Source organism: Xanthomonas sp. CFBP 8443, assembly GCF_025666195.1.
GTDB lineage: Bacteria > Pseudomonadota > Gammaproteobacteria > Xanthomonadales > Xanthomonadaceae > Xanthomonas_A.
In genome coordinates, this window is record NZ_CP102592.1 from 3806665 (window position 1) to 3820380 (window position 13716).

Here is a 13716-nt window from a genome sequence, read left to right on the forward strand (position 1 = left end):
GCCGACTACATGCGTTGCGCGGACCGGACACGCCAGGCGTTCAGTGCGCGAGCGTTTCCCGTACCGCAACCGCCACCGCCTTCAGCGCCGCGTCGCGTGCGGCGTCGTCGACCTTGGCGCCATTGAGATAGGCGGTCAGCAGCAACGGCGTGCGCCGGCCCGGCGGCCACACGATGGCGATGTCGTTGCGGGTGTCGACGCCGTTGCTGCCGGTCTTGTCGCCGATCTTCCAGGCAGGCGTCAGCCCGGCGCGCAGGCAGGCGTCGCCGGTGCGGTTGTCGATCATCCAATCGGTCAGCCGCTTGCGCGAGGCCGGCTGCAGCGCATCGCCGAGCAGCAGCGCGCGCAGGGTCGCGGCCATCGCCGCAGGGGTGGTGGTGTCGCGCGGGTCGCCGGCGGCGTACCGGTTCATCTCCGGCTCGTGGCGGTCGGAGCGGGTCTGCGTATCGCCGAGTCCGCGCAGGAAGCGGGTCAGCCCCGGCGGGTCGCCGACCAGCGGGAACAGCAGGTTGGCGGCCGGGTTGTCGCTGAAGATCATCGTCGCCTGGCACAGCTCGGCCACGCTGAGCGCGCCGCCGACATGGCGCTCGGTGACCGGCGCGTGCGACAGCATGTCCGCCGCGCGGATCTGCACGCGCTGCTGCAGCGTCAGTTCGCCGCGATCCACCCGCTGCAGCACCGCCGCCGCCAATAGAAATTTGAAGGTGCTGCACATCGGGAAACGCTCGTCCTGGCGCTGCCCGCCGAGCGTCGCGCCGTTGCCGTCGAGCAGCGTCACCCCGAGCCGGCCGCCGCTGCCGCGCTCGATCGCGGCCAGCCGCTGCGCCAGGGCCGGCGCCTTGCTCTGCGGCGCTTTAGCGTCCGCCACCGCGACCGCCAGCGCTGCCGCCGCCAACCCCATTCCCTGCAAAAATTGTCGTCTCGCCAGCATCGTCCACCTCCGTCGGAAGCGTCGATGATGCGCAGCTTGACCGCCGCCCACCAGCGAGGTTATTCAATCTCAGCCATGAGCAAAACTAATTCCTGACGATGATCCGCCCGCAGCTGCCATTGAATGCCCTGCGCGCCTTCGAGGCAGCCGCGCGCCACCAGAACCTGACCCGCGCCGCCGCCGAGTTGTGCGTGACCCAGGCCGCGCTGAGCCACCAGATCAAACGGCTGGAGGAGCGCCTGGGCGTGGTCCTGTTCCAGCGCCTGCCGCGCGGCGTGGCCCTGACCGACGAGGGCCAGCGCCTGCACCCGGTGCTGACCGAGACGTTCGACCGCATCGCCGCCACCCTGCAGCGCTTCGCCGGCGGCCGCTACCGCGAGACGCTGAGCCTCGGCGTGGTCGGCACGTTCGCGGTCGGCTGGCTGCTGCCGCGGCTGGACGCCTTCCACGCCGCGCATGCGGACATCGAACTGCGCGTGCACACCCACAACAACCGGGTCGACCTGGCCGGCGAAGGCCTGGACCTGGCGATCCGCTTCGGCGACGGCGACTGGCAAGGCCAGTGCGCCACGCCGATCCTCGATGCGCCGTTCGCCCCGGTGTGCGCGCCGGCACTGGCGCGCGCGCTGCGCGCACCGGCCGACCTGGGCGGCGTGCCGTTGCTGCGCTCCTACCGGCTGGACGAATGGCCGCACTGGCTGCAGGCGGCCGGCGCGCCCGAACTGGTCGCCGGCGGGCCGATCTGCGACTCGTCGCTGACCCTGGCCAGCGCCGCGGCGGCGGGTGCCGGCGTGGCCTTGCTGCCGCTGCGCCTGTTCGCGCAGGACCTGGATGCCGGGCGCCTGGTCGCGCCGTTCCCGACCCGCCTGGACGCCGGACGCTACTGGCTCACCCGCCTGCGCTCGCGCGCGGAAAGCGACGCCGGACGCCGCTTGCGCGAGTGGCTGCAGGAGCAGGGGCAGCAGGCGGGGCACTGAGCGGCGCTTCGCCCCGCGGTTTCGGTCCGAGCGCTACCGCCTTCGCTGCACGACACCTAGACCCGCGAGTGCCTCGGAGCCGTGCAGACCCCCACACCAAACCGCGTGAAAAATTTGTGCACTGCCACTTGGCGGCCGGCCGAAGGCCGAACTATGATCAGGGTCGCAGTTGCAATGTGCGCCAGGGGAAGGCGATCACGTTCCTGGGGGGAACACGCAATGAACCGTATCGTCATGGCCGCGCGTCCGGCCCTGGTCTCTCGCGACGTCGTCCTGGCCGCTGCGCTGGCCTGCCTGTGCCTGTTGCACCTGGCCTATTTCCTGCGCAGCGGCGCGAGCGAATGGCACTGGGCGCTCAGCGCGACCGGACTGGCGCTGATGGCGATCAAGGCCAGCCTGCGGCCGACGCCGACGGCGCGCCCGTCGCTGCGCAGCCTGCGCTCGCGCACGCCGCTGGACTGGGCCGCCATCGCCGGCGGCCTGCTGGTCGTGGCCAGCGCCGCCGCCTGAGCCACCCCCTAAACGCCGGCGCCTGATCGGGGCGCACGAGCTGGCAACGGTCCGGCGCGCCGCCCTGCACACGCCGCGGGCGCACGCTCCACTTCTGCCGCGACGCGTCACCCGTGTTCGCACACCCATCTGCGGCCGCAGCTACACAGCGCGTGCGGCAGAGGCCCCCACGCGCGACGCCAGCCGCCGAAACGCCTCGTGCTGGGCGGCATCGGCGAACCAGGAGGTGGGCACCAGCTCGAACAGCATGTCGTTGTGGTAAAGCAGCAGTACCTGCGCGTTCTCGCGACAGCGGACGTAGTCGGCCCAGGGATGGCGCGCCTGCCCGCCCGACCACGACACCTCTATTTCGGCCTCGTTCCAGGCATAGGTGACGACGTGCCGCAGCGTGGCCTGTTGCGCGTGCAGGCGCCGCACCTTGCGCGGCAGTATCCACGCGCGCGTGACGCCCAGGCCGATCAGCCCGCCGCCGGCGGCGCCGATCAGCAAGGCGCCGAACACCGTGGCCGCGGACGGCAGCGACAGCACCAGCACCAGCCCGACCAGCAATGCGACCACCAGCACCGCCAAGGCGCGCCGCAGCTGATGCCGGGTATGCAGACGTTGCGCGGCAAGATAGTCGTCCACGCTGATGATGCCGCTGATCATGGTTGGCTCCCTGCTTGCTGGCGTGGCGCCACAGCTTAGCGAACCGGCGCGCACGTGCGGCGCCAGACAGCGCGCCGCAGGCAAGCGCCGCCGCTCACGCGCCCTCGATCAGTTCCATCCACGCCTGCTCGGCCTGCGCCAGCTGCTGCGCGGTGGCTTCGCGGTCGCGGCCCAGCACCGCCATCTTTTCGGCATCGGCGTAGTGCTTGGGATCGGCCAGCTGGCGATCGAGCTCGGCCAGCGCCGCCTCAAGCTCGCCGACGCGCTTCTCGGCGGCGGCGAGCTTGTGCGGGTTCGGCGGCTTCTTCGCCGGCAGCGGCTTGACCGGCGGCGGCGGGGTCGGCGCGACCTCGGCCATCTTCTGCTTGGTGCCCTGCGCGGCCGGGCGGCTGCGCAGCCACGCGGCGTACTCGTCCAGATCGCCGGCGAACGGCTCGACCACGCCGTCGGCCACGCGCCAGAAGGTGTCGCAGACCAGGCCGATCAGGTGGCGGTCGTGCGAGACCATCACGATCGCGCCCTCGAAGTCGCTCAGCGCCTCGGCCAGCGCCTCGCGCATCTCCAGGTCCAGATGGTTGGTCGGCTCGTCGAGCAGCAGCACGTTGGGCTGCTGCCAGGCGATCAGCGCCAGCGCCAGGCGCGCGCGCTCGCCGCCGGAGAAACCGTCCACCACTTCGAAGGCGCGGTCGCCGGGGAAATTCCACTTGCCGAGGAAGTCGCGGAACGCCTGGATCGACGCGTCCGGCGAGATGTCGCGGAAATGGTCGATCGGCGACTGCCCTTCGTGCAGCGATTCCACCGTGTGCTGGGCGAAGTAGCCGATGCGCAGGTCCGGGTGCGCGCTGCGCTCGCCGCTCAGCAGCGGGATCTCGCCGACCAGGCTCTTGACCAGGGTCGACTTGCCGGCGCCGTTGGGGCCGAGCAGGCCGATGCGGTCGCCCGCTTCCAGGCCGAAGCCGGCCTGGCGCAGGATCACCTCGCTGCCGTAGCCGCAGTCGGCATGGTTGAGCCGGATCAGCGAATGCGGCAGGCGATTGGGCTGGGCGAACTCGATGCGGAACTCGCGCTCGGCGCGCACCGCCTCGGTGCCGGCCATCTTCGCCAGCCGCTTCATCCGGCTCTGCGCCTGGCTGGCCTTGCTGGCCTGCGCCTTGAAGCGGTCGATGAAGCTCTGCAGGTGCGCGCGCTCGGCCTGTTCCTTGTCGTGCGCGATCTGCTGCTGGCGCAGCTGCTCGGTGCGCTGCCGCTCGAAATCGGTATAGCCGCCCACGTACAGCTTGGCGCCGCCGCCATGCAGGTGCAGGGTGTGGGTGGCGACGTTGTCGAGGAACTCGCGGTCGTGGCTGATCAGCAGCAGCGTGCCGGGGTACTTCAGCAGCCACTGTTCCAGCCACAGCACCGCGTCCATGTCCAGGTGGTTGGTCGGCTCGTCGAGCAGCAGCAGGTCCGAGGGCATCATCAGCGCCCGCGCCAGGTTCAGCCGCACCCGCCAGCCGCCGGAGAAATCCTTGACCGGGCGCGAATGCGTCGCCGCCGGAAAGCCCAGGCCGTGCAGCAGCTTGCCGGCACGCGCGGTGCCGTCGTAGCCGCCGACCTCTTCCAGGCGCACGTGCGCGGCCGCGACCGCCTCCCAGTCCTCGGCGGCCAGCGCGTCGGCCTCGGCCTGCAGCGCCGCGGCCACCTCGGTGTCGCCGCCGAGCACGAAGTCCAGCGCCGGATCGGGCAGCGACGGGGTCTCCTGGGCGACGCTGGCGGTGCGCAGCTTGCCGGGCAGCTCCACGTCGCCCTTGTCGGCCTCCAGCTCGCCGCGGATCGCCGCGAACAGGCTGGACTTGCCGGTGCCGTTGCGCCCGACCACGCCGACGCGGTAGCCAGCATGCAGGGTCAGATCGACATTGGACAACAGCAGCCGCTCGCCGCGGCGCATGGCGAAATTACGTAACGAAATCATCGGGGGAGAGCGTCCAAAGAACGGTTGGGAATATGCAGATGAGCATGCTTCCTGGGACACGATTCTACCGTTAACGAATAATTGACGCTCAGGGACCCGCGCGCCACCCTGCCACCCCGCTTGTGGCACCCCGCGCCGCCCGCTCCCCCACTTATTGGGCCCTCGCGGCCTACCCGTTGTCTGGAGAATCCATGAAGCACCCTGTTTCCCGGCTCGCGACCGCCGTCGTCGCGGTCCTCGTCGGCATCCCCGCCTTCGCCCAGAACGCCGATGGCAGCGCCACGCCGAGCACCCTGGACACCGTCATCGTCACCGGCACCCGGGTCAGCGACCGCACCGTGGCCGAATCGCAGTCGCCGATCGACATCATCACCCCCGAAGCGCTGCAGTCCACCGGCACCTCCGAGCTGGCCACCGCGCTGTCGCGCGCCCTGCCCTCGCTGAACTTCCCGCGCCCGGCGCTGACCGACGGCACCAGCGGCATCCGCCCGGCGCAGCTGCGCGGGCTGTCGCCGGACCAGGTGCTGGTGCTGGTCAACGGCAAGCGCCGCCACACCTCCGCGCAGATCAACGTCAACGGCAGCATCGGCCGCGGCGCTTCGGCGGTGGACATCAACGCGATTCCGATCGCGGCGATCGAACGCGTGGAAGTGCTGCGCGACGGCGCCTCGGCGCAGTACGGCTCCGATGCCATCGCCGGCGTCGTCAACATCGTGCTCAAGGGCGCCGGCCAGGGCGGCAGCCTGGCGGTCGACTATGGCCAGTACTCGGCCGGCGACGGCGAGAAGTACCAGCTCTCCGGCGACACCGGGGTCAGCTTCGGCGACGGCCGCGGCACGCTGCACGTGGCCGGCCAGATCAGCCAGCAGGACGAGACCAACCGCGCCGGCCCGTACCAGGGCGTCGCGCCGAACACCGGCAACTATCCCGGCATCGGCGAAACCACCTTCGTCTACGGCGATCCGCAGGTCGACGCCAGCGCGGTCTCGGCCAACGGCGAGTTCCGCTTCAGCGACAACGTCACCGGCTACGCCACCGCCATCGCCAGCAACCGCGACATCACCTCGTTCGCGTTCTACCGCTCGCGCAACCACAACGGGCAGAGCGCGCTGCTGGCGCAGACCTACCCCGACGGCTACGTGCCGGAAATCGACCAGTCCTCCAAGGACCGCTCGCTGGTCGCCGGGCTCAAGGGCAGCACCGCGGGCGGCTTCGGCTGGGACGTGAGCTACAACTACGGCTACAACAAGATCGGCTTCAACACCCGCAACAGCATCAACTACAGCCTGGGCACCGACAGCCCGAGCAGCTTCTACGACGGTGCGCTTGAGTACACCCAGAACATCCTCAACGCCGACTTCACCCAGCCGCTGGAATGGGGCCTAGCCTACCCGGTCACGCTGTCCTTCGGCGCCGAATACCGCCAGGAGAAGTGGAACCAGTCGCCGGGCGAAGCGGCGTCCTACACCGGCACCACCGGCGGCGCGCAGGGCTTCGCCGGCTTCTCCCCAGCCAACGCGGTGCATTCGGACCGCCACAACTACGCCGTCTACGCCGGCCTGGAAGCCGACTTCACCGACAAGTTCTCCGCCGGCCTCACCGGCCGCTACGAGGACTACTCGGACTTCGGCAGCAAGAGCTCGGGCAAGCTGTCGGCACGCTACGCCTTCACCGACAAGGTGGCGCTGCGCGGCACCGTGGCCAGCGGCTTCCGCGCCCCGTCGCTGGCGCAGCAGCAGTACCAGGCGGTGACCAGCAACTACATCAACGGCAGCTTCTTCGAATCGGGCACCTTCCCGGTGGACAGCGCCGTGGCCCAGGCGCTGGGCGCTGCGCCGCTGAAGGCCGAGACCTCGCTGTCCTACAGCCTGGGCCTGGTGCTGCAGCCGGTCGAGCGCCTGTACGTGACCCTGGACGCGTACCAGATCAAGATCGACGACCGCATCCTGCTCTCCTCCAACCTCAACGATGCCGCCGTGCTCGCGCAGCTGCAGGGCCTGGGCTACGCCAACGTCACCAGCGTGCGCTACTTCGCCAACGCCGCCGACACCCGCACCCGCGGCGTCGACCTGGTCGGCACCTACACGATCCCGTTCGCGGCCAGTACCCTGGACCTCACCGCCAGCTACGGCTACAGCAAGACCGAGATCACCGATGCGGTCGAACAGCCGCAGGCGCTGGCGGCGATCGGCTCGACCCAGACCATCCTCGGCCGCGACGAGATCGGCCGCCTGGAGGACAGCTTCCCGAAGGACAAGCTCATCCTCAGCGGCACCTGGAAGCTGCAGCACTGGGACTTCAACCTGGCCGCCACGCGCTACGGCGATTTCACCGTGCGCAACTCGGCCAGCGCCGCCCGCGACCAGACCTACGATGCGAGCTGGGTGGTGGACGCCTCGGCCAGCTTCAAGCCCGGCAGCAACTGGACCCTGACCCTGGGCGCGGACAACCTGCTGGACCAGTATCCGGACAAGACCACCAACCTGGTCAACTCCACCTACGGCATGCTGCCGTACAGCAACTATTCGCCGTACGGCTTCAATGGCGCCTATGTGTACGGGCGGATCAACTACCGCTGGTAGGCCCACGTACGTAGCGCACCACGAGCACGCCCCGGCCGGTCCGGGGCGTGCTCGTTCTTGCGCCGCACGCCGGCGTCTCGCATCCACACGACCTGAACAAACCAGGGCGGGAACGGTGGTATCACACGCGCCATCTTCCTTCGGCGGAGCATGCACATGGAAACCGAGCGACTGTACCGCGGGCGCCTGATCGACCACCTGCACCTGGTGGTGCGCGACCTGCAGGCGAGCCAGGCCTTCTACACCGCCGTGCTCGGCGAACTGGGCATCCCGCTCGGTGGCCAGGGCGAGGGCTATTTCTGGGCCGACGAACTGTTCGTGTCCGACCGCAGTACGCTAGCGCAGGGCGAGCTGACCGGACGCCACCACCTCGCGTTCCAGGCACGCGATCGCGCGATGGTCGACGCCTTCCACCGCACCGCGCTGGCGCATGGCGGACGCGACAACGGCGCGCCGGGGCTGCGCCCGTATCACCCCGCCTACTACGCGGCGTTCGTGCTCGATCCCGACGGCAACAACATCGAAGCGGTTTTCCACGGGCCGGCACAACGCAGTGCCGACGCGGTGCAGATCAGCTTCTGAGCCGACTGCAGCTGCCGGACTGATTCCACGATCCAGTTGTGGAGCGCAAGCGCATTGGTCGCCATTGCGCTGCAAGGGATGCCGGACCTGCGCATGCGGGAGGCGCGGGAGCATGTCGATGCCTGCGCCTACACGCCATCCTCGGCACTTGACGTGAAGCGACTGCGGCACATGCGGAGCGAGCTGTTGAAAGCTGACGCAGCGTCGGCCTGATCGAGTTTCCTCACCCCTCACACGCGCGCTTGCGGCGCCTCGCTACGCACATCCTCCAGTGTGGTCGCCCGCCGCCGTGTGAGTGGCGCCGCCTTTGCCGGCACGCGGCGCGACGCGCGAAGCGCAACGCACTTCTACCGCCCCGTCGGACGACACCGCCCGGTTTTGTCTACAAGCGCGGCGAACGGCCGCATCGCCGCTGGCGCAAGTGTCGCGGCGGTCGTTGCACTTGCAACCACGCAACAAGGTTTAACGGAACATTGACACACCTGACATATCCCGGTAATCCACTGGACAGCCGCCACGTTCGCCATGCGCGCGACACCCGGGAGGGGGTGATGGCGAATCTGGCGGCGACCTCCCCCGTTCTGGAGCCGCCCACCGATGAACTGCACGTCCCATCCTCTCGCTATCGCCGTCGCCCTCGCCCTGACCACCTCCGCAGCGCCCGCCATCGCCCAGAGCACGTCCAGCAGCGCACAGACGCTGGATACCGTGATCGTCACCGGCACCCGCGTGGCCGACCGCACCGTCGCCGAGTCGGCCTCGCCGATCGACATCATCTCGCCGGAAATGCTGCAGTCCACCGGCACCACCGAACTGGCCACCGCACTGTCGCGCGCGGTGCCGTCGCTGAACTTCCCGCGCCCGGCGATCACCGACGGCTCCGACGCGGTGCGCCCGGCGCAGTTGCGCGGGCTTTCGCCCGACCAGGTGCTGGTGCTGGTCAACGGCAAGCGCTACCACACCACCGCGCTGGTCAACCTCAACGGCGCGCAGGGCCGCGGCTCGTCGCCGGCCGACCTCAACACCATTCCGATCGCCGCGGTCGAGCGCATCGAGGTGCTGCGCGACGGCGCCTCGGCGCAGTACGGCTCCGACGCCATCGCCGGGGTCATCAACATCGTGCTCAAGGGCAGCGGCGATGGCGGCAGCATCGCCGCGCGCTACGGCAAGTACAGCGCCGGCGACGGCGAGCAGTACCAGTTGTCCGGCGATGCCGGGGTCAAGTTCGGCGAGAACGGCGCGGTGCATTTCGCTGCGCAAGCCGGCCACCAGGACCAGACCGACCGCGCCAAGCCGTACCTGGGCGAAGTGCAGCAGCGCTACGGCGACCCGGACATCGACCAGGGCGCGTTCTCCTACAACGGCCAGTACAGCCCGGCCGAGTACATCACGTTCTATTCCTACGGCATGCTCAGCCGCCGCGAAGTGCTGTCCAACGGCTACTTCCGCTGGTCCGGCGACAACCGCAACCGTCCGGAGATCTACCCCGGCGGCTTCCTGCCGCAGATCTACAACGTCAGCAAGGACGTCTCCTGGGTCGGCGGCTTCAAGGCCAGCACCGAGGGCGGGCTGGGCATCGACATCAGCTACAACTACGGCCGCAACGACCTCAGCTTCGAGGTCAAGAACAGCCTCAACAACAGCATGGGCCTGAGCAGCCCCACCGACTTCTACGCCGGTTCGCTGGAAGTCACCCAAAACCTGCTCAACGCCGACTTCAGCAAGTCGCTGGAGATCGGCCTGGCCTATCCGGTCACGCTGGCCTTCGGCGGCGAGTGGCGCGGCGAGAAGTTCAACGAATCGCCCGGCGACGTGGCCTCCTACCTCAATGGCGGGGTGCCCTCGGCCAACGGCACGCTGCTGCCGGGCGCGCAGGTATACGCCGGCTTCAAGCCCAGCGATTCGGGCCACTACGACCGCAACAGCTATTCGGCCTACGTCGACCTGGAAGGCGACATCACCGACAAGTTCTCCGCCGGCCTGGCCGGGCGCTACGAGAACTACAGCGATTTCGGCGACACCAGCACCGGCAAGCTGTCGCTGCGCTACGCCTTCACCGACAAGATCGCGCTGCGCGCCACCGCCTCCACCGGTTTCCGCGCGCCGTCGTTGCAGCAGCAGTATTTCCAGTCCATCGCCACCAACTTCATCAACGTCACCCAGCCCGACGGCAGCATTACCGCCACGCCGTTCGAGATCGGCACCTTCCGCACCGACAATCCGGCCGCGGTTGCGCTCGGTGCCGAGCCGCTGAAGGCGGAGAAGTCGAAGAACTACGGCCTGGGCCTGGTGCTGCAACCGGTCGATGCGCTGTACGTCACCGTCGACGCCTACCGCATCGACATCGACGACCGCATCGTGCTGTCGGAAAACCTGACCTCCACAGCAGTGCGCAACTACCTGCAGGCCAACGGCTACGCCGGCATCGGCGGCGGCCGTTACTTCACCAACGCCATCGACACCAAGACCCAGGGCGTGGACGCGGTCGGCACCTACAAGCTCGCGCTGAGCAACAGCAACCTGGACCTGACCGCCGGCTACAACTACAACAAGACCGAGATCGAGAAGATCGCCGAGAACCCGGCGGTGCTGGAGGCGATCGACCCGACCGCGGTGCGCATCGGCCGCGCCGAGATCGGCCGCATCACCAAGGGCGCGCCGCGCGACAAGTTCTTCCTCAGCAGCGTGTGGGCGCCCGGCAACTGGGCATTCACCGCCACCGCCACGCGCTGGGGCGAATTCACCGACTTCGGCACCACGCCCGCGGCCGACCAGACCTATACGGCGAAGTGGACGCTGGACCTGGCCGCCAGCTACAAGCTGGGCAACTGGGACTTCACCATCGGCGGCGACAACGTGCTCGACGAATACCCCGACCAGTCGCGCGCCGGCGCGGGCACCCGCACCTACCTGCCGTACAGCACCTCCTCGCCGTTCGGCTTCAACGGTGCGTTCGCCTACGCCAACGTCAACTTCAAATGGTGAGCCGGGTCGATACGTAGACGATGCGGCGCCGGCCGCTGAGCGGATAGAAAAGCCCCGGTTCGCCGGGGCTTTTTTGGCTGCCGCGCGCTGCGTAAGCGGCCATCGCACATTAAGCCGGCTGCCGCCTGTCGATTAACTCAACCGGCTAACACAGATTAAGAACCGGAGGAAGTTACTTCGGTAGACATCCTCACAATATGCGGGATATCAATGGCATAGGCTAAAACTCCGTTTATCTACCCGATATTTGTCAACAGCTGTCCGCCGCGACTCGCGTAAGGTGGAATCGCCTGAACGGCAGGCGATAAAAACCCTTAGCAGGGGAAGGACAAGCTATGGACTGGAATATCTCGAAAACCGCGGCGCTGGCCTCGGGAGTGTTGTTGTGCTCCGCATTCGCCACGGCCGCCCACGCGCAGACCTGCTGCCCCACCGGAGGCGGTAGCCACATCGCGACGCAAGGCCTGGGCGAAAGCATGCCGGCCGCAACCAATCTGTCGACCAACGCCACCGTGAGCATCTATCAATTCGAGCGCGGCGGGGTGACCTACCTGCAGATCAACGATGCCAACGGCCAGGTCCGCGGCGCCGTGGCGCGCATCGAAAACACCGCCTGGGTGACGCCGATGGGCCAGGACGTCGACCGGGTCAGCATCGTCGATACGCTGGACCAGAGCCGCGGCATGGTGCTCTACGATGCACGCTACTTCACCGTGCAGCGCTCCAGCACCGCCAGCGGCGACGCGTGGACCGTCACCATCAAGAAGTGAGGGGGCGCCGCTCCGAGAGTTCGGAGACGAGGAAGCTGATCTTCAGCTCATGGCGACGCCGACAGGTGCCGTCATGAGCTTTCAGCCGGCTCGCCAGCTCCCACTCGATCTCGTCCGTGCTCTTGCCTGCGCCGGTGTCGAGCAGCAGCGCCGGATCGGCGGCGATCGCCACCACCAGGCCGCGCCGGCCACGCACGTTCCAGACGCGCGCAGTGATCCGATGCCGGCCGCCGCGCGGCAGGATCTCCATCGCATTGAGCACGCAGCGGTACGCCGCCAGTTGCAGGCCGATCGATAGCTGCCGCGATTCGCCGCGCAACCGCGTCTCCACCTCGGTATCGCAGGCATTGGCGAAGGCGACCGAGCTCAGTGCGCCGTAGAGCCCATGGGTCTCGATGTCCAGCGGATACAGCGCGGCGACGTAGTCGTCCAGCAGCTGCGCCTGGATCACCCCGGTGCGGTTCATTTCCATGGCCGCGGCGTAGTGCCCGCGCTCCTTCAGCGAGGAGGCGATGTCGCGGCGCAGCTTGTTGAGGTGGACATGGATATCGGTGTACTCGATCACCCGGTTGCGCAGCGTGCGTTCGGCGGACATGTAGCTGGCCTGCGCCACCTGCAGCGCCTGCTGCTCGGCATAGCCGAAATGCCGCGCCTGGCGGAAGGCGCTGGAAATCTTCGCGCCGAGCACGAACAGCAGGGTCGCGGCGACCGCGATCAGCATCTGCACGTCGAATCCCTGCTGGTCGTAGGCGCCCGAATAGTTCGAGCGCGGCAGCGACATGGCCACCGCCAGGTTGGCCAGCACCACGCCTACCGCCGAGCCGCGCCAACCATGCGAAAGCGTCAGCCAGGCGCCGGGCACCAGCAGCATCAGCAAGATGACCTGGTGCAACAGGCCCGGCGTCCTCATCGCCAGCGCAAAGATCGCCGCCACCGCGAGCACCGCGATCGCGGAGTCGCGCAGCAGTTTGCTGGGCACGGCCTTGTCGGTCTTGCGATGCAGCCAGAGCAAGGCCGGCAGGAAGAACATCAGGATGCCCAGATAGCTACCGATCCAGTACCTGACGCTGTGCTCCAGGGTGATGAACGCGGCCGGCCCGTCCAACATCGCGTTGACCGCCTTGTTGACCAGCAGGCCCCACAGCGCCAGGCTCACGGTGAGGAGCGGCAACCAGCGCTGTACGGCCGTGGCGGCGGGAAAGCGGCTGCGGAAGGCCCAGGGCAGCAACGCGAACAAGGGCGCGACCAGGAACGGGCTCAGGTACGCCCACACTTCGCTCACGCCGTCGTGGTTGGCCATCGGCACGCGCATCGCCAGCAACGCGGCGGCGTCGCCGAGCAGCACATACGGCCACAGCCGGTAGGGCAGGAACAGAAACGCCGCCGCGCGCACGCCCGCCGGCAGGAACCATTGGTCCACCGACCAGCGCCACACGGTCATGTAGAGCGCGCAATACAGCGCACTCAGAAGGATGCCGCCAGCGAATTTTTTCAGTGTTGCCATGCCACCTTGATCCTTGGCAGGACGCCCAATTGGCGCAAACATACAGCACGCCGCGAACCCGCACAGTAGACATTTTGCAGCGCGCGCGATCGCGGCAACCCCTTGCCTGGCGGGGGTTTGCAGCGATCGCGAGGAGCCCTGGGACAGGCTTCTCATTCGACGTCTTCCCGGCCCGGCGCAATTTTGACGGTTTCGCGTATCACGCTTGTGTGAGAGTGCCGCCGATATTGGCGCGGCGGCGTCCCAGATGCTGTGTAACCCGGTATCCAGGCGGCG

Annotated in this window: 9 protein-coding genes and 1 pseudogene; 6 read left to right on the plus strand and 4 right to left on the minus strand. The window is 68.4% G+C overall.

Features of this window, described 5'->3' with window-relative positions:
* Positions 1–40 precede the first annotated feature (40 nt).
* Positions 41–832, minus strand: a pseudogene (bla, locus tag NUG20_RS15930) (class A beta-lactamase); the annotation flags it as partial.
* A gap of 197 nt (positions 833–1029) precedes the next feature.
* Here bla and NUG20_RS15935 point away from each other — a divergent pair.
* Positions 1030–1908 carry a LysR substrate-binding domain-containing protein gene (locus NUG20_RS15935; RefSeq protein ID WP_263395409.1) on the plus strand — a complete coding sequence of 293 codons (879 nt, stop codon included), beginning with the start codon at positions 1030–1032 and terminating at the stop codon, positions 1906–1908.
* A gap of 219 nt (positions 1909–2127) precedes the next feature.
* Complete coding sequence (locus tag NUG20_RS15940; protein ID WP_263395410.1) at positions 2128–2418, plus strand: hypothetical protein; 291 nt, start codon at positions 2128–2130, stop codon at positions 2416–2418.
* A 141-nt stretch (positions 2419–2559) separates the two neighbouring features.
* Here the strand turns inward: NUG20_RS15940 and NUG20_RS15945 are convergent, their stop codons facing one another.
* Both NUG20_RS15945 and NUG20_RS15950 read right to left on the minus strand, forming a co-directional pair.
* A complete protein-coding gene (locus tag NUG20_RS15945) occupies positions 2560–3066 on the minus strand; it encodes a YcxB family protein (RefSeq protein WP_263395411.1) in 507 nt (168 codons plus the stop codon).
* Between the two features lie 94 nt (positions 3067–3160).
* Entirely contained in the window at positions 3161–5017 is a 1857-nt protein-coding gene (locus tag NUG20_RS15950; protein WP_263395412.1) for an ABC-F family ATP-binding cassette domain-containing protein, read from the minus strand.
* A gap of 191 nt (positions 5018–5208) precedes the next feature.
* Between NUG20_RS15950 and NUG20_RS15955 the strand changes: the two genes are divergently transcribed.
* From NUG20_RS15955 to NUG20_RS15970, 4 genes are all read left to right on the plus strand, one after another.
* The gene (locus tag NUG20_RS15955; RefSeq protein ID WP_263395413.1) at positions 5209–7599 is read left to right on the plus strand and encodes a TonB-dependent receptor plug domain-containing protein; all 2391 of its coding nucleotides are present in this window, start codon (positions 5209–5211) and stop codon (positions 7597–7599) included.
* 156 nt (positions 7600–7755) lie between these two features.
* Positions 7756–8181: a VOC family protein gene (locus NUG20_RS15960; protein ID WP_263395414.1), complete on the plus strand. Its 426-nt coding sequence runs from the start codon at positions 7756–7758 to the stop codon at positions 8179–8181.
* A 597-nt stretch (positions 8182–8778) separates the two neighbouring features.
* Entirely contained in the window at positions 8779–11166 is a 2388-nt protein-coding gene (locus NUG20_RS15965; protein WP_263395415.1) for a TonB-dependent receptor plug domain-containing protein, read from the plus strand.
* A 476-nt stretch (positions 11167–11642) separates the two neighbouring features.
* Positions 11643–11936, plus strand: coding sequence for a hypothetical protein (locus NUG20_RS15970; RefSeq protein WP_263395416.1), 294 nt, complete (start codon positions 11643–11645; stop codon positions 11934–11936).
* Here NUG20_RS15970 and NUG20_RS15975 read toward each other — a convergent pair.
* A complete protein-coding gene (locus NUG20_RS15975; RefSeq protein ID WP_263395417.1) occupies positions 11926–13440 on the minus strand; it encodes an MASE1 domain-containing protein in 1515 nt (504 codons plus the stop codon). The two genes, NUG20_RS15970 and NUG20_RS15975, sit on opposite strands and share 11 nt — an antisense overlap.
* Positions 13441–13716: the final 276 nt, after the last annotated feature.

What these genes read in the sequence shown, in the direction of transcription:
- NUG20_RS15935 (WP_263395409.1), top strand. Translation starts at nt 1,030, where the DNA reads ATGATCCGCCCGCAGCTGCCATTGAATGCCCTGCGCGCCTTCGAGGCA.
- NUG20_RS15940 (WP_263395410.1), top strand. Translation starts at nt 2,128, where the DNA reads ATGAACCGTATCGTCATGGCCGCGCGTCCGGCCCTGGTCTCTCGCGAC.
- NUG20_RS15945 (WP_263395411.1), bottom strand. Translation starts at nt 3,066, where the DNA reads ATGATCAGCGGCATCATCAGCGTGGACGACTATCTTGCCGCGCAACGT.
- NUG20_RS15950 (WP_263395412.1), bottom strand. Translation starts at nt 5,017, where the DNA reads ATGATTTCGTTACGTAATTTCGCCATGCGCCGCGGCGAGCGGCTGCTG.
- NUG20_RS15955 (WP_263395413.1), top strand. Translation starts at nt 5,209, where the DNA reads ATGAAGCACCCTGTTTCCCGGCTCGCGACCGCCGTCGTCGCGGTCCTC.
- NUG20_RS15960 (WP_263395414.1), top strand. Translation starts at nt 7,756, where the DNA reads ATGGAAACCGAGCGACTGTACCGCGGGCGCCTGATCGACCACCTGCAC.
- NUG20_RS15965 (WP_263395415.1), top strand. Translation starts at nt 8,779, where the DNA reads ATGAACTGCACGTCCCATCCTCTCGCTATCGCCGTCGCCCTCGCCCTG.
- NUG20_RS15970 (WP_263395416.1), top strand. Translation starts at nt 11,643, where the DNA reads ATGCCGGCCGCAACCAATCTGTCGACCAACGCCACCGTGAGCATCTAT.
- NUG20_RS15975 (WP_263395417.1), bottom strand. Translation starts at nt 13,440, where the DNA reads ATGGCAACACTGAAAAAATTCGCTGGCGGCATCCTTCTGAGTGCGCTG.